This window comes from Pseudomonas izuensis (assembly GCF_009861505.1).
GTDB classification, from domain to species: Bacteria; Pseudomonadota; Gammaproteobacteria; order Pseudomonadales; family Pseudomonadaceae; genus Aquipseudomonas; species Aquipseudomonas izuensis.
Window position 1 is genome coordinate 117,875 of sequence record NZ_WTFT01000014.1, and the last position, 15,279, is coordinate 133,153.

Below are 15,279 nucleotides of genomic sequence, written 5' to 3' on the forward strand. Positions count from 1 at the left end.
TCCTCAAATAAATACAACAGGGTAACGTCATGGACACTGCTGCTCAGGCCAGTGCGATTACGCACGCCAAAACCAGTACCTGGGTACTGGTCTTCATCTTCTGCTTTCTTGGATTGTTGATCGACGGCGCCGATCTGATGCTGCTCTCCTACAGCCTGGGCAGCTTGAAGGCCGAGTTTGGCCTGAGCAACGTAGAGGCCGGCAGCCTGGGTAGTTTCACCCTGGCCGGCATGGCCATCGGTGGCATCTACGGCGGCTGGGCCTGTGATCGTTTCGGCCGGGTGAAAACCGTGGTCTGGAGTATCGCGCTGTTTTCCCTGGGCACCGCGATACTGGGCCTGACGCACAGCTATTGGCAGTTCGCAATCACCCGATTCATTGCTTCGCTGGGCATCGGCGCGCTGTACGTCGCGTGCAATACGCTGATGTCCGAATACGTACCCACCCGCTATCGCACAACGGCACTGGGCACCCTGCAGGCAGGCTGGTCGGTGGGCTACATCGTCGCAACGCTGCTGGCCGGCTGGATCTTGCCGACCCATGGCTGGCGGTGGCTTTTCTACATCGCCATCATCCCGGTGGTTCTCGCCCTGGTGATGCAGCGCTTCGTTCCGGAACCGCAAGCCTGGATCAACGCCCAGGCCGAGCGTGCCAGGAACAGACTGGCGGGCATCCAGCACCGCTCCGGGGAAAAACGCGATGGCATGTTCAAACAGATTTTCGCTGATCCGCAGGCTCGCCGCATGTTCATGCTCTGGGCTCTGACCGCCGGCTTCCTGCAGTTCGGCTACTACGGTGTCAGTAACTGGATGCCGACGTACCTGGAAAGTGAACTCGGGGTGAAATTCAGCGCCATGACCGGCTACATGGTGGGCACCTACACCGCCATGATCCTCGGCAAAGTGCTTGCCGGGCTGGCGGCTGACCGCATCGGACGCCGTGCCGTATTCGCCTTTGGCGCCCTGGGAACCGCCGTGTTCCTGCCGGTGATCGTGCTGTTCCAGAGCCCGGAAAACATTCTCTGGCTACTGGTGATATTCGGCTTCCTGTACGGCATTCCCTACGGTGTGAACGCCACCTACATGACGGAAAGCTTCGAGGCCAAACTGCGCGGATCCGCCGTCGGCGGTGCCTACAACATCGGGCGCCTGGGGGCTGCGGTGGCGCCTGCCGCCATCGGTTTCCTCGCCTCCCAGGGCTCGATTGGCGTGGGCCTGCTGGTCATGGGGGCGGCCTATTTCATCTGTGGCGTGATTCCGGCGTTGTTTATCAAGGACAAGCAGTTCGACCCACAGAGGCAGTAGCGCCGATACCCACAACCCTTGGACCCGCCAACGCCAGAGGAAGACGAATTCAACACACCGGCGGCCAATTGATGATTGCTGATCACAGCGAACATCTTCATTAGCCAGCGTAGTGGATTTCAAAAGAATGCCGACCTTCCCTCGAGCACTGAGCGATTGCTTCAAGGCCGTTTTCAACCCGTCGACCCCGGCACTCCAGTTTGCCCTCAAGAACATGCTTGGGGGCGGCCTGGCGCTGTACCTGGCGTTCTTCCTGGACATGCAGCAGCCACAATGGGCGTTGATCACGGTGTTCATCGTCAACCAGCCATTGAGCGGCATGGTGCTGTCCAAGAGCGCCTACCGATTGCTTGGCACCGTTGTCGGTGCCGTGGTCTCCCTGGGCATGATCGGCCTGTTCGGCCAGACACCCTGGCTGTTCCTGCCGTGCATGGCATTGTGGCTGGGCGTTTGCACGGCAGGCGCTTCGCTGTACCGCAACAACGCATCCTATGGCTTCGTACTCGCCGGCTACACCACGGCGATCGTCGCCCTGCCCTCTACCGCCGCGCCCCTGAACATCTTCGATCAGGCGCAAGCACGTTTTTTTGAAATCACCCTCGGCATCGTCTGCGCATCGTTGGTGAGCACCCTGCTGTGGCCACGTCGCATCGAACGCCAACTTGCGCTCCAGGCCCGTGGGGTCTGGCAGAGCGGAATGACCGCGGCGGCTTCCGAGCTGCTGGGCGTCGACCCGCGCAAGGGCTTGCTCGGTGCATTGGGCCGCATTGTTTCGGTGGACTCCCAGCGCGATCACGCCGGGTTCGAGGGCCCCTCGGGGCGCCTGCGAGCACAAGCTCTGCGGGTGATGAACCGCGACTTGCTCAGCCTGCTTCGCGTGAGTCGTGGTGTGGCACGCCTGCGCCTGATACTGGACCAGGCGTCGGGCGAATACGTCGACCCACTGATCGAAGGCGTGGCCCAGGCGTTGGCCGACGGTGACGAAGCGGCCCTCGACCGGCAAGCGCTTGCGCTGGATGAACGCCTTCTGGTCACAGGCCTCGATCCGCAGGTGCGCGCATGCCTGATGCGCATGGCCCTGGTGCTGCGTCTGGCCACAGTCGCCATCCAATCACTCAAGGCCGTGGAGCAAGGCGAGCCTGTCAGCAATGTCCCCGGGCCGCTGGCCTGGCACCGGGATATCGAGCAAGGCGTCATGTCCGGCCTGCGTAGCGCCCTGGCCTTTCTTGCTGTCACCGGGTTTTGGGTGTTCACCGCCTGGCCTGCGGGGCTGGGGGCGGTATCAAGCTGCGGTGTGGTGCTCAGCCTGTTTGCCGGACGTGAAGCGCCTGCCGAGGCGGCGCTGAACTTCCTCAAGGGCATCGCCCTGTCGGTACCGGTCGCGGCGCTGGTCGCCTTCGGCCTGCTGCCTGGCTGGGAAGGTTTCCCCATGCTGTGCCTGGGGCTTGGCGTGCCGCTGTTCATTGCCTCGCTGTGCCTGAGCCAACCCGGCATCGCCGCTATTGCCTCGGCGTTCTGCATCTTCTTCGTGACCAACGTCGCGCCCGCAAACGTCATGAGCTACGACTTCGATCAGTTCCTCAACAAGGCCTTGGCCACTTTGTTCGGGGTGGGCATTTCAGTCGCCGTCTTCCGGCTGGTGACCCTGGGGCCTGGCTTGCGCCACTATCGCCGACTGGTCGAAGCGTCCTTGGCCGACCTCTCCCGGCTGACTCAACGGCCACTGGAACAGGCCGAAGGCTGGTTCGGCGGCCGCATGGCCGACCGCCTGATGCGCCTGGCGCAATTGCGCACCCAACAACCGGATGAACCCAACCCACATTGGCACAACGGTCTCTACGGCCTCGACCTGGGCGGCGAACTGTTGCACCTGCGCGGCTGCCTGACCGAAGCCAGCGGCCCGTCGGCACGCGAACGTGACCGGTATTTGCACGATGTCGCTCACCTGCTCAAACAAGCTCCACCAACACCGGACCAGGTGACGCGGCTGGATGAACCCAGCGTACAACTGCTCAAGGTGCTGGATGCAGACACACGAATGACCACGAGGCGACAGGAACTGGCGCGTGTGGCGGTGTTGCAGTTGCAGTTTTTATGGCGGCGGTGGTGTCACTCATGCCCGCCCTCTCGCTAACCCATTTCCCCTGTAGGAGCTGGCTTGTCGGGCCGCCGCATCGCAGCGAAAGCGGCCTGTCAGTCGACTTTGATGTTGACTGTGCCGCCGTCTTCGCTGGCAAGCCAGCTCCTACAGTTCACGCACAAGTGGCCAGCGACGCGCCAAGCCCGTACCCAATGCCAATCGCCCGGGGCCCGCGACAAAAATCGTCGAGAAGACGATCAGCAACAGCCAGGCAAACTGCCCTTCGGCCAGGCTCCACTCCGGATGCACCCAGATCACCGAAACCGCGAGCAAAAACAGCACCGGCAAGGTCGCAAGGCGTGTCAACACGCCGAGGACGATAAACACCGGGCACAGCACTTCGGCAAAAATCGCCAGTGACAAGGTCAACCAGCTCCCCAAGCCAAACGGGTCTTCGATCACGCCCAGTTCGTGGTCGAAATGCAGCAGCTTGGGGATGCCATGCACGGACAACAGCAGCAGGCACCCGGTGATGCGCAGCCAGCACAGTGCAACATCGGTGGCGGTGGTTGTCGTTTCAATATCAGTCGTAGACATGTTTGCCGGCCTCAAATCGGTTTCGCCAACCAGGGATAGCGCAAGCAGTCCTGCCCTGCGTAATCCGGATCGAGATAGATGAAACAACGATGGATCTTCCAGTCACGGACTTCGAAAACATCACACCAATACCCGGCGGCCCAGTCCGGATTGCCGGCGCACCACGCGCCATCCACATGCTCACCGTGGCTTGTGCCTTCACACACGACGACATCCGTTCCGGAAAAAACCCAGTTGAAATGAGCGTAGTCATGGGTGATTGAAATCAGCCGCGCACTCAAGTCCGCAAACAATTCAGCGATCTGCGTACGCCCGGTCGCGATCCCCCATTTGGGGAAGTAAACCTGTGCGTCTTCGGAAAACAGCTCCAGGATATGGCGGCCATCCGGGGCGACACCGCCGTTATCAAAGGCCCTGAAGTAGTCCAGGATCACTGATTTGCGATGCTCGTCACTCATCGTCATGTTGCTCAGCATGATGATTCGCTCCACTGAAATCCGCCCCGTCCGTTTCCCGTCCCTAGAATGCAAAACAGGAACAACCGAAGGCTCCCCAGAAATCTCTGAAGTCATTGACCGGCACAGACGACAACCGGGCCCGGTCGTGACTGTGTGAGTGAACGGCACAAGGACCACTGCACTGGTGCGCCCGGACAGCGGCCATCGCATTGGGCTTCCAGTGCCCCGGAACCTTGCTGACAGGTGACCAATCCGGCATGACCGGCAGCGCGGGCGGTGCCAATTGGTCGAACTCACCGGCACCATAAACGACCTTGCCTCCCACCACCGTCAACACCGATTCGATCCACTTGATCGCTTCGTCTTCGACGCTGAAGAAATCGGCGCTCAAGGCCACGACGTCAGCCAGTTGACCGACCTTGATCTGCCCTTTCTTGCCCTGCTCCGACGAGAACCAGGCGCTGCCATGGGTATACAGCTGCAACGCGGTATCCCGTGACAGACCTTGCGGATACAGCGTCATGCCGCCCACGGTTTTTCCACTGACCAGCCAGTACAGCGATGTCCACGGGTTATAGCTCGACACCCGGGTCGCGTCGGTGCCTGCGCCCACGGGTACGCCTTCGGCGAGCATCCGCTGGATGGGCGGCGTGTGCTCGGCGGCCTTGTTGCCATAACGCTCGACAAAATATTCGCCCTGGAACGCCATCCGGTCCTGAATGGCGATGCCGCCACCCAACGCCCGGACGCGCTCGATGTTTTCAGGGGTGATGGTTTCGGCGTGATCGAAAAACCAGGGGAGGCCATTGAAGGGAATGTCCCGGTCGACCTTCTCAAACACGTCGAGCATCCGCGTGATGGATTCGTTGTAAGTCGCATGCAGCCGGAAGGGCCAACGGTGTTCGACCAGATGGCGAACCACCGGCTCCAGTTCCTGCTCCATGCTTGGCGCAAGATCGGGGCGTGGCTCGAGGAAGTCCTCGAAGTCGGCGGCAGAGAACACCAGCATTTCACCGGCACCGTTATGACGGAAGAAATCGTTGCCGTCGCCGGGCTTGACCAGGCTGGTCCAGCTCTTGAAGTCCGCCAGTTCCTGCTTGGGCTTTTGCGTGAACAGGTTGTAAGCGATGCGTACGCTCAACTGGTCTTTATCGGCCAGTTCGCGAATGACTTTGTAATCGTCGGGGTAATTCTGGAAGCCACCCCCCGCGTCGATGGCGCTCGTGACGCCCAACCGGTTGAGCTCACGCATGAACTGGCGTGTCGAGTTGACCTGATATTCCAGCGGCAATGTCGGGCCTTTGGCCAGTGTCGAGTAAAGGATCATCGCATTGGGGCGGGCGATCAGCATACCGGTTGGATCGCCATTGGCATCGCGCTGAATTTCCCCACCCGGTGGATTGGGCGTATCGCGGGTGTAGCCGACCACTTTCAACGCGGCACGATTCAACAGCGCACGATCATACAAATGCAGGACGAACACCGGCGTGTCGGGAGCGGCTTTGTTCAGTTCGTCCAGGGTCGGCATGCGCTTTTCGGCGAACTGGAATTCCGTCCAGCCGCCCACCACCCTCACCCACTGTGGCGCGGGCGTACGATCGGCTTGTACCTTGAGCATGCGCAGGGCATCCGCCAGCGAAGGCACGCCTTCCCAACGCAGTTCCAGATTGAAATTCAAGCCACCCCGGATCAGATGGAGGTGGGAATCGTTCAGCCCGGGAATCACTGTGCGTTTGTTCAAGTCAATGACCTGAGTGGCGCTGCCGCGCGTGGCCATGATGTCTTCGTCATTGCCAACCGCGATGAATTTCCCGTCTTTGATAGCCACGGCACTGGCCGTGGGTTTCTCGCGATCAACGGTGTGAAAGCGGCCATTGATCATGATCAAATCAGCGTTCATGGTGCCTCCTGATTGTCAGCGTTTGCGATGCAATGCTTGCTGCCGCCTTCACCGGCAAGGCCGGCGCCTGTCGATTCGCGGTGTGCCGGGTTTCACGGACGCCCGCTTTTATCACCACTGAGCCAGGGTGCGAACAGACGGGTCACAGGCGGCATGAACACGTACACCACCAGCAGGACGATGGTCAGCGTAATCACCACATTGCTCTGGACATACCCTCCCAGCCACGGAACCCGTGCGAACAACAGGCCCCAGCACAAGGGGACAATCAATGACAGCGGAAGGATGACCAAAAAGGTAATGCAAGCCTGTTTCCACCGCGGCGGCGGTGACGCCTGGGCTGTCTCGGGCGTGAACCAGAACTCGCGCCCCTGGCTGACCTCCAGTTGATCACCATCGGCCAGCAGGTCTTGCACCTCAGCCACCAGCAACCGACGGTCCTCGGAGTCCAGCCAGGCCTGAAGCTTTTCCGTGCAGGAGAAGCGCAGGACACTCGTGAATAGATGAACGCCGTCCTGATGGCTGCGAAAAACATCCACGCCCAAGTGCCCTTCATAACCCTTGGCGGTATTGACTGTTTTTCGCAACCAGTCTTCATAGGCGTTCTCACTGCCCTGCCGGGCCCGGTGCCGAACGACTAACGTGGCCACTTCATTGGCATCGAAAATGCTCATTGCGACCTCCCGAGTGACCGACGCCTGAGTGCGCCTCATCCCCCTACGGGATGAGGCGTAAAACAGATCAGTGACCTTCCGAGGCGTTGAACATCGTCTTGGCGTAAATCAAGCCCAGACCATAAGCGCCGCCATGGGCAATGGAGGTCTTCACCGTCTCGTTGTAGGTGTCGCTTCGGGCCCAGTCGCGCTGCAGTTCCAGCAGGTACTGAAGCGAAGTCATTGGCCGTGCGCCTGCCTGGACCATACGGGTAATGGCGCGTTCGTGAGCCTCATCCGAAACGTCACCGCAGGCATCACAGATGATGTAGACCTCGAACCCTTGCTCGAGCGCCGAGATCGCAGGGCCGACGATGCAGACCGACGTCCACAGACCGGCAAGCACGATTCTATCGCGACCGATCTTGTTCACTTCCACGGCGATCCGCTCGTCTTCCCAGGTGTTCATGCTGGTGCGATCAATGAGCGCCTGGCCAGCAAACGTCGAGGTGATTTCCTCGAACATGGGGCCTGAAAAGCTCTTTTCAGCGACCGTGGTAAGAATGGCCGGAACACCAAATTCCCTGGCGGCCTTGGAGATCAATGCAGCGTTGTTGCGAAGGGTGACCGCGTCTATGGATTTAGTGGCAAATGACATCTGTGACTGGAAGTCGATCAGGATCAGAGCGTGGTTGGATGGATCCAACAAGCCTTTACCGGGTGTTGCTTTTGCAGTTGCCATGACACTTCTCCGAATACGTTTGGGAGTGTGCATTCTCAGGGTGTGTTGGAGCCGGCGATTGTATGGATGTGCGATTTTGGAAGGTTTGTGCGCAGATAATTTGCTGATTCCCGGATCGGGACAGCCTGGCACCACGAAAAGGATGAATGGCCCTCACCCTTTGTTGCAACTGTCGGATCATGTACCAGACTGGATGTCAAAAACGGCCGGCACCTGCACCTGTATCCCGACTTCGAGGAAGCTTGCGCATGCATCCGATACCCGAAAAAAACACCCCCGCTACCCGCACACCGTCCATCGATGAATTCTTGCTCATCCATTTGTACAGCATCGAGGCGTCTGACCCGGTCATGTTTCACTTGGCCTCTGCGGTGATGCCCATGCTCAACCAGCCGGATGAAGCCAATCGCTTTTTCATCGATCAAGTCATGATGGCCATGCAGGCGCACCTGTCCCTCCAGCAGGGTCAGAAAAGCGTTGCCGTGTCTGCGAAGGATCGAGGCCTGGCGCCCTGGCAGCAGCGACGTGCCAGGGAAATGTTGTGCGCGCACATTGTCGATGGTGTATCCGTTGAAAAACTGGCCCGTGAATGCTCCTACTCTCGCTGCCATTTCAGCCGGGCGTTCAAGCTCAGTCTCGGTTCCAGTCCTCATCAGTACCTTCTGCAATTACGCGTGGACAAAGCCAGGAAGCTGCTCCTGAATCCCTCACTGAAAATTACCGATATCGCGATTGATTGCGGATTCTCCGACAGCTCGCATTTCTCCAGGGTCTTCAGTCGATGTACGGGGTTCTCGCCTTCTTACTGGCGTCAGCTCACTACTGGCTTTCGATATTCCCCTGGCCCGGAGGGTTGATGAGCCTATCGGCCCCTGACGCCATCGCCCATCAGGTCCCGAATCACTTCAGCAAGAATACCGACCCCTTCATCAATCTCCCGGGTCGTCAGGCCGGCATAACCCAGAATGAGCCCTGCTGGGCGCTCGCACGCCGATGACCCGGGGTCGGCGAACAGCGGCGCGAGCGGATAAACGCCAACCCCGCGCTCGAGAGCGGACGCCTGTAGCGCAAGCTCGTCCACGGCGCGAAGTGCCGGCAGCAGCAACACGCCATGCAGCCCCGCCGCCATGCCGACCAGTTGCCCCTGCCCTGCCAGATGCTGCTCGACAGCCTCCAGCAGTGCTTTTCGTCGCCGCTCGTTCTCCCGGCGCAGGCGGCGCACGTGGCGCTCATAGGTGCCACTTTCGATCAACGAGGCCAGCACGTTTTGCTCCCAGCGCGCCGAGTGACGATCCGTCATCCGCTTGGCTTCGCGGAACACATGAACCAGCTCGTGGGGCAGCACCAGATACCCGAGCCTGAGCTGCGGCGAGAGTGCCTTGGAGAAGGTGCCGACATAAATGACCCGGGCATCGGTGTCCATCGATTGCAGCGCGTCGATGGGCCGCTGGCCATAACGAAACTCGCCGCCGTAATCGTCCTCGATGATCCATGCGTGGTGTCGGCTTGCCCACCTCAGCAGTTCCTGGCGACGGGCGATGGACAGCACGGCGCCCATGGGAAACTGGTGCGACGGGGTCACATAGGCCAACCGCACGCGATCATCGTCCGGCAGATGGCGGGTATCCAGCCCGGCGGTATCGACCGCTATGGGCAGCGCCGTCGCACCCGTGGCCTCGAAGCTGTATCGGGCCATGCGGTAGCCCGGTTCCTCGAAAGCGAAGGCATCGTGCGGATCGAGCAGAAGCCGGGCGCACAGGTCCACCCCCTGCTGCGAACCATGCACCACGAGAATCTGCTCCACGTCGCACACCAGGCCGCGGGCGCGGCGCAGGTAGCCCTGCAGCGCGCTGCGCAGGCGCGCTTCCCCTTCGGGCTGACCGTAATAGAGGTTTGTCTGACGCTTGACCAGTTCGGCGCGGTAAGCGCGCTGCCAACCCAGGGCCGGGAAATCCCGCGAGGCCACCGAGCCGTACTTGAAGTCGATGCGGGCCAGTGGCGAAGCGACGCTGTACGGCTCGAGGGCGGCCACTCGCTGACCGTACAAAGACAGTGCGGGCGGCAGTTTCCGGCTCTGCGGCGAGTCCGCTTTGACCGCCCCGGACGGGGTACTCATCCCCTGTGCCACCCGGGCGGCCTTGCCCGCCGAGGTCACGACAAAGCCCTCGGCGGCGAGTTGTTCGTAGACCGCCGTCACGGTGGTGCGCGACACGCCTAGCTCGGCCGCCATTGCCCGAGTCGAAACCAGTTTCGCGCCTGCGGCGAGCGTGCCGTCCTCGATCTGCGCCCGCAGCCTGGCATAGATACGGCGCTCCGTACCGCGGGAGGATACATTCGATTCGGTTGAAAACTGGCCCATGGAGAAACCTCGAAACTGGCACTTTTTCTTGTGCAGGTCATGGTCGAGATTATGGGCTCGCATCCATCCGGAATGAATCCCCAGAGGGCCGACACTTTGGAACTGACCATCACCACCCTCCTTGTCACCTTCGCCGGGGTCTTTCTGATCTGTTTCATGAAGGGCGCATTCGGCGGCGGCTTTGCCATTGTCGGCATCCCGCTGCTGTCGCTGGTGATGGACCCGATCACGGCCGGCGGCCTGCTCGCGCCGTTGTTCATCGCCATGGACCTGTTCGGCCTGCGCTACTGGAAGCCATCCACCTGGTCCAGGGTGGACCTGAAACTGCTGGTGCCCGGGCTGGTCGTTGGCATCGGCGTCGGCTATCTGCTCTTTCGCGTGATGGACCACCGTGCCGTCGCCATTGTCATGGCCGTGGTCACGCTGACGTTTGTCGCTCTCTGGTTCAAGGCCGGCGGCGAAGTCAGGGTCCAGCCGCGCTCAAAACCCAAGGCCGTGGCCGCAGGCCTCACATCGGGCATCACGACCATGGTCGCGCACTCGGGCGGACCACCGCTGGCGATCTACCTGCTGCCGCTGGGCCTGAGCAAGCAGCTCTACGCCGGAACCACCAGTATGTTTTTCACGGTGGGCAACCTGCTCAAGGCCGTGCCCTGGCTGATGTTGGCCAAACCGACCGGCAACGTATTGAGCCTGACGGCCATCTGTCTGCTCGCCGTACCCAGTGGTGTCTGGTTGGGCTGGCGGCTGCACGCCAGACTGGACCAGCGCCAGATGTACCGCGCCTGTTATGGATTGCTGGTGGTTACGGCCGTGAAGCTGCTGTGGGATGGGGTCAGTGGTTATATGGCCTGAGAGCCTGATCGCACGAGCAACGCACCCCTGACTATTCTATTTTCTCGATCATAGGCGTCGATTTTATTCGGCTATTACTCGTTCTTCCCCTATGCGAAATTCCTCATCGACGTGGCAACGTTGCCACGCTCGATCAGGAGCTCAAACGTGAGAACCCTCCTCTACATCCTCTTGTTTACGGTGATGTGCGCCAGCGCCAGTGCCGCGCAACCCAATAGTTACAAGCAGGATGTCCAACGCTGGTACGACGCCTTCGACAGGAATGATCCGAGCCTGATCGACAAAATATTGAGCGACAACTGGCTGGACATTCCCTCAAGCCCCGATCAAGTCCCTGGCCCGGCTGGCGCCAAGGCCGTGCTCAAGCACCTGCACAGCACGTTCTCCGACTTCAGCATCAAGATTGAGGAAGTCTTGCAGGACGGCAACAAGGTCATCGTGCGCTCGCGTATCTCTGGCATCCAGACCGGAACCTTCGCTGGCGTGGCGCCGACCCACCGCAGAATCAACATCATGGCCACCGATATCCATGAATTCCAGGATGGAAAAATCGTGCGCACCTGGCACATGGAGGATTGGATGACTGGGTTGCATCAGCTCGGCGTTGTACAACACTGAAACCACCCGGCCAATTGAGGACAAGAAAATGAGTAGCGCTGCGCAGTTGCTGCACCTGCATTTCCAGACGTTTATTGATGACCACGAACAGTGGAAGACACTGATCGCCGATAATCTGCTGTGGGAGCTTCCCTATGCGCCGGGTCTGGGTCATCCCGAACGACTGAACGGCCGTCAGGAAGTGCTGAACCATGTGGGCTGGTTCGTTGGCGCGGTCGAAAATTTCCGCTTTCACGACCTGAAGATCCACGCCTTTGCCGATCCCGGCATGGCGGTGGCTGAGGTCAAGGCAGAAGGCTTGATCAAGCCTACAGGCCGAATCTATCGCCAGGACTACGTCCTTTTTTGCCGGGTAGAGAATGGCAAGATCGTCTTCCTGCGCGAGTACTTCGACCCCATCCGCGCGGCCCATGCGCTCGATACACCGATATCCGCCGCGCAGCCATAGGGATTGAAAGTCCTCGCTCTACAAACCGGCCCTGTATTCATTGGGTGTGGTATTGAACCAACGGCGAAAGGCGCGGAAGAAATTGCCTGGCGCGGCGAAGCCCAGCAGATAGGAGATTTCCTGCAGGGTGAGTTGGGGCTGCATCAAATACTGGCCGGCCAGCTCTCGGCGAGTACCGTCGAGCAGTAGATGAAAACCGGTGCCTTCCGCTTGCAGGCGGCGCTGCAAGGTACGCTCGGACATTAACATTGCCTGGGCCACCACTTCACGTTTGGGCTCCCCCTGGGGCAGCAAACGACAGAGCAACTGGCGCACCTGATGGGTGATCTGGCCATCCGAAAAGCGCGCCAGGTATTCGCCGGCGAAGCGTTCGTGCAATTGCGCCAGGGCTTCGTTGGCAGAATGCAGCGGAGTATCCAGATCGGTGCGGTCGAACAACAATGCATAGTGCCCGGCATTGAACTTCAGGGGGGCCTGGAACACCTCGCGATAGGGTGTCAGATGAGCCGGCGCAGGTCCGGTAAAGCTGACAAGGCGAGGCGTCAATGGACGGCACGCCAGCCAGCGGCAAAAAGCCAGAATATAGGCCAGCGACCCCTCTGCACTTTCCCTGGCGGAAGGTAAACGATCGCCGTGAATGGCCAGCGTCAACTCATAGCCGTCCGATGTAGGGTGAAGGCTGAGATCTGCACTCTCCCCAATGATGCGCTGGTAGCGGACCAGACTGGATATCCCCTCATGCAAGTTGCGGCTGGACATCAAGGCATAGCCAACCACATGGAAGGAGGATGGTCGCACCACCTGGGCCAGGTTCAGGGCAATGACGGGATTGCCCGAGGCTTCTACCGCCAGGTGCCATAGGCCCGTCATGCCATCCTGGGGGAAGCGTGCTTCGGGATCACTCAGCGCGCAATAGTCCATCCCAAGACGTTCGAACAGGCTGCGGCAGTCGACACCGCCCATTTCCAGGGCGCGGACAATGGCGCTTGCCCAGCCGGAGGAAGTAGTACGCGGACTCATCTGCAGATTCCCACTCGATTCAGGCGCAGCCGTTTTACACCAGCATCCACACGCGAGACAACATTGACCGGCCTCACCCTCCGCCGTTGTTTCATTCTGATGTTCACCTTAGGACGATGTAGGAGCGAGCTTGCTCGCGATGGACTCAAGAGCACCGTGTTTAGCCAGTAAACACGCGTCATCGTTAACGACCATCGCGAGCAAGCTCGCTCCTGCATAGGTCCACATCAGGCGCGACCTTCTCGCCCCATGCAAGGACGCCGGCGTACTGGCCCAGCAATGATATTGAAGTTTCATGAGGCATATACCTGACCGGCAAGGCGAGCAGTCTGGCTGGCAAGGAGAATTTCGTCCTTCTCCCCTCCTCACTAGACTCGTTTGCATCCCGATCAACCGCCGGGTTTGCCTCGCTGCGAGTACAACAATAATGAATGCATCGCCCTTACTGACTACATTCCTTCCCATCGCCCTGGGCTTCATCATGCTCGGTCTGGGGTTGTCGCTCACCTCGGCGGATTTTGCCCGAGTGGTGAAATTTCCTAAGCCCGTCCTGATCGGCCTTGTCTGCCAGTTAGTCCTGCTACCACTTTTGTGCTTCCTCATTGCCAAGGGGTTTGGTCTGGCACCGGTACTGGCCGTGGGCCTGATGCTCCTGGCGGCCTCCCCTGGCGGCACCAGTGCCAACCTCTACAGCCACTTGGCTCAGGGTGATGTCGCACTGAACATCACCCTGACGGCCGTGAATTCGGTGGTGGCGATTATCACCATGCCGCTGCTCGTCAATGGGGCACTGATGTACTTCATGGCAGATGGTCAGGCCATTCCATTGCAATTTACCAAAGTCGTGCAGGTGTTCTTCATCGTCCTGGTGCCGGTCGCGGTGGGCATGCTGGTACGCAAACTGGCGACACGTTTCGCCGTTCTCATGGAACGCCCGATGAAGATCATTTCCGCGTTATTCCTAATAGCCACTGTAGCGCTCGCCTTAGTCAAAGATTGGCAGACGGTATTGGACTACGCGCCCGTCGTCGGTATGGCCGCATTGCTGTTCAATGTGCTCAGCCTCGGCGTCGGCTACTGGGTACCACGCCTGTTCCGGTTGCCGCAGCGCCAGGCCGTCGCCATCGGCATGGAAATCGGCATTCACAATGGCGCTCTGGCTATCGCCCTGGCGCTCAGTCCGACATTGCTGAACAACCCGACCATGGCCATTCCGGCAGCCATTTACAGCGTGCTCATGTTCTTCACTGCTGCAATCTTCGGTTGGTGGGTCAATGCAACCCATGCCAGAGAACTGAGGATCAAGGCAGACGTCCCGGCCCACGTGTCTCAAAGGTAGTTTTTGTTACCGAAACGATCACCAAAAAAGGAGGCCGTACCATGGGATATTCCGACTACAAGTGTTTCCGGTTCAGGTTTGATGCTGGCGTTGCATTCGTCAGCATCCATCACCCGCCGATAAATCTTCTTGATGAAGTGCTCTCGCTGGAATTCGACAAGCTGGGCAAAGAACTCGAGGTCGATGAGAACGTCCGAGTCGTGGTCCTGCAGAGCGAACTTCCCGATTTCTTTATCGCTCACTCTGGATTGGGGCGGGTTGGAGCCGCTCCCAAAACGGTGTCCCCTACTCGCAGTTTTCGCCTTACACAGATGATCGGCGAACGGTTCAGGAACATGCCCAAGGTCACCATCGCAAAAATCGAGGGGCGGGCTCGGGGCGGAGGCAGTGAGATCGCGCTGGCCATGGACATGTGCTTTGCGGCCCTGGACAAAGCGATTTTCTCCCAACCAGAGGTCGCGGTCGGGCTCGTTCCGGGCGGTGGCAGTACGCAAAGGTTGCCCCGGCTCGTCGGAAGGGGACGCGCCCTGGAAGTGCTGTTGGGTTGCAACGATTTTTCAGCAGCGCAGGCAGAACGCTACGGTTTTATCAATCGAGCATTGCCAGCGGACGAGCTGACACCTTTTGTCGAGCAACTCGCTCACCGTATCGCCTCATTCCCCGCGCATGCCATCGCTCATACCAAGGCGGCCGTGGATACCGGAGCATTTGGCACCTTGGCAGAGGGGCTTCTGGTGGAAGCCCATGCGTCGGACTTGAGCGTCGCAAGCGACGTGACCCAAGCCCGCGTGGCGCAAGCGTTGAAGGTCGGCGCTGAAACCTATGAGGGTGAGCTTGAGATGAACTTTATGTCGAAACTTTCCCCACTGTACCCATAGCGCCACCGCGGATTGCCATTTGGCAGCG

At 59.9% G+C, this 15,279-nt stretch carries 15 protein-coding genes; 8 read left to right on the top strand and 7 right to left on the bottom strand.

Annotated elements, in window-relative coordinates; translation table 11 throughout:
- The first annotated feature begins 29 nt into the window (after positions 1-29).
- Together GPL81_RS14820 and GPL81_RS14825 are read left to right on the top strand one after the other, a co-directional pair.
- Positions 30-1,304 carry an MFS transporter gene (locus GPL81_RS14820; protein ID WP_160107353.1) on the top strand — a complete coding sequence of 425 codons (1,275 nt, stop codon included), beginning with the start codon at positions 30-32 and terminating at the stop codon, positions 1,302-1,304.
- A 127-nt stretch (positions 1,305-1,431) separates the two neighbouring features.
- On the top strand, positions 1,432-3,438 hold the full coding sequence (locus GPL81_RS14825; RefSeq protein ID WP_160107354.1) for an FUSC family protein: 2,007 nt from the start codon (positions 1,432-1,434) through the stop codon (positions 3,436-3,438).
- Positions 3,439-3,549: 111 nt separating this feature from the next.
- On the opposite strand, the gene GPL81_RS14830 is transcribed toward GPL81_RS14825, so the two are convergent.
- The 5 genes from GPL81_RS14830 to GPL81_RS14850 all read right to left on the bottom strand — a co-directional run bounded on the left by GPL81_RS14830 (position 3,550) and on the right by GPL81_RS14850 (position 7,734).
- Positions 3,550-3,981, bottom strand: a complete 432-nt coding sequence (locus tag GPL81_RS14830; RefSeq protein WP_160107355.1) for a DoxX family protein — start codon at positions 3,979-3,981, stop codon at positions 3,550-3,552.
- A gap of 11 nt (positions 3,982-3,992) precedes the next feature.
- The gene (locus GPL81_RS14835) at positions 3,993-4,457 is read right to left on the bottom strand and encodes a nuclear transport factor 2 family protein (RefSeq protein ID WP_096510373.1); all 465 of its coding nucleotides are present in this window, start codon (positions 4,455-4,457) and stop codon (positions 3,993-3,995) included.
- 43 nt (positions 4,458-4,500) lie between these two features.
- Positions 4,501-6,339: an amidohydrolase gene (locus GPL81_RS14840; protein WP_160107356.1), complete on the bottom strand. Its 1,839-nt coding sequence runs from the start codon at positions 6,337-6,339 to the stop codon at positions 4,501-4,503.
- A 92-nt stretch (positions 6,340-6,431) separates the two neighbouring features.
- Positions 6,432-7,013 (bottom strand): putative antibiotic biosynthesis monooxygenase, encoded by a 582-nt coding sequence (locus tag GPL81_RS14845; protein WP_160107357.1) that lies wholly within the window; start codon positions 7,011-7,013, stop codon positions 6,432-6,434.
- A 67-nt stretch (positions 7,014-7,080) separates the two neighbouring features.
- Positions 7,081-7,734 carry a hydrolase gene (locus tag GPL81_RS14850; RefSeq protein WP_160107358.1) on the bottom strand — a complete coding sequence of 218 codons (654 nt, stop codon included), beginning with the start codon at positions 7,732-7,734 and terminating at the stop codon, positions 7,081-7,083.
- Positions 7,735-7,982: 248 nt separating this feature from the next.
- Between GPL81_RS14850 and GPL81_RS14855 the strand changes: the two genes are divergently transcribed.
- Positions 7,983-8,591 (top strand): helix-turn-helix domain-containing protein, encoded by a 609-nt coding sequence (locus GPL81_RS14855; RefSeq protein WP_246218939.1) that lies wholly within the window; start codon positions 7,983-7,985, stop codon positions 8,589-8,591.
- A 5-nt stretch (positions 8,592-8,596) separates the two neighbouring features.
- On the opposite strand, the gene pdxR is transcribed toward GPL81_RS14855, so the two are convergent.
- Positions 8,597-10,093 (bottom strand): MocR-like pyridoxine biosynthesis transcription factor PdxR, encoded by a 1,497-nt coding sequence (gene pdxR / locus GPL81_RS14860; protein WP_246218930.1) that lies wholly within the window; start codon positions 10,091-10,093, stop codon positions 8,597-8,599.
- A 72-nt stretch (positions 10,094-10,165) separates the two neighbouring features.
- Here pdxR and GPL81_RS14865 point away from each other — a divergent pair, with 72 nt between their 5' ends.
- The 3 genes from GPL81_RS14865 to GPL81_RS14875 all read left to right on the top strand — a co-directional run bounded on the left by GPL81_RS14865 (position 10,166) and on the right by GPL81_RS14875 (position 12,014).
- Positions 10,166-10,948 (top strand): sulfite exporter TauE/SafE family protein, encoded by a 783-nt coding sequence (locus tag GPL81_RS14865; protein ID WP_160107361.1) that lies wholly within the window; start codon positions 10,166-10,168, stop codon positions 10,946-10,948.
- A gap of 147 nt (positions 10,949-11,095) precedes the next feature.
- The gene (locus tag GPL81_RS14870; RefSeq protein WP_160107362.1) at positions 11,096-11,566 is read left to right on the top strand and encodes an ester cyclase; all 471 of its coding nucleotides are present in this window, start codon (positions 11,096-11,098) and stop codon (positions 11,564-11,566) included.
- A gap of 28 nt (positions 11,567-11,594) precedes the next feature.
- Positions 11,595-12,014, top strand: a complete 420-nt coding sequence (locus GPL81_RS14875) for a nuclear transport factor 2 family protein (protein WP_160107363.1) — start codon at positions 11,595-11,597, stop codon at positions 12,012-12,014.
- Positions 12,015-12,032: 18 nt separating this feature from the next.
- Here GPL81_RS14875 and GPL81_RS14880 read toward each other — a convergent pair whose 3' ends face one another.
- Complete coding sequence (locus GPL81_RS14880) at positions 12,033-13,034, bottom strand: AraC family transcriptional regulator (RefSeq protein WP_160107364.1); 1,002 nt, start codon at positions 13,032-13,034, stop codon at positions 12,033-12,035.
- A gap of 427 nt (positions 13,035-13,461) precedes the next feature.
- Here GPL81_RS14880 and GPL81_RS14885 point away from each other — a divergent pair, with 427 nt between their 5' ends.
- The gene (locus GPL81_RS14885) at positions 13,462-14,373 is read left to right on the top strand and encodes a bile acid:sodium symporter family protein (RefSeq protein ID WP_160107365.1); all 912 of its coding nucleotides are present in this window, start codon (positions 13,462-13,464) and stop codon (positions 14,371-14,373) included.
- A 41-nt stretch (positions 14,374-14,414) separates the two neighbouring features.
- Positions 14,415-15,251: an enoyl-CoA hydratase/isomerase family protein gene (locus GPL81_RS14890; protein ID WP_160107366.1), complete on the top strand. Its 837-nt coding sequence runs from the start codon at positions 14,415-14,417 to the stop codon at positions 15,249-15,251.
- Positions 15,252-15,279: the final 28 nt, after the last annotated feature.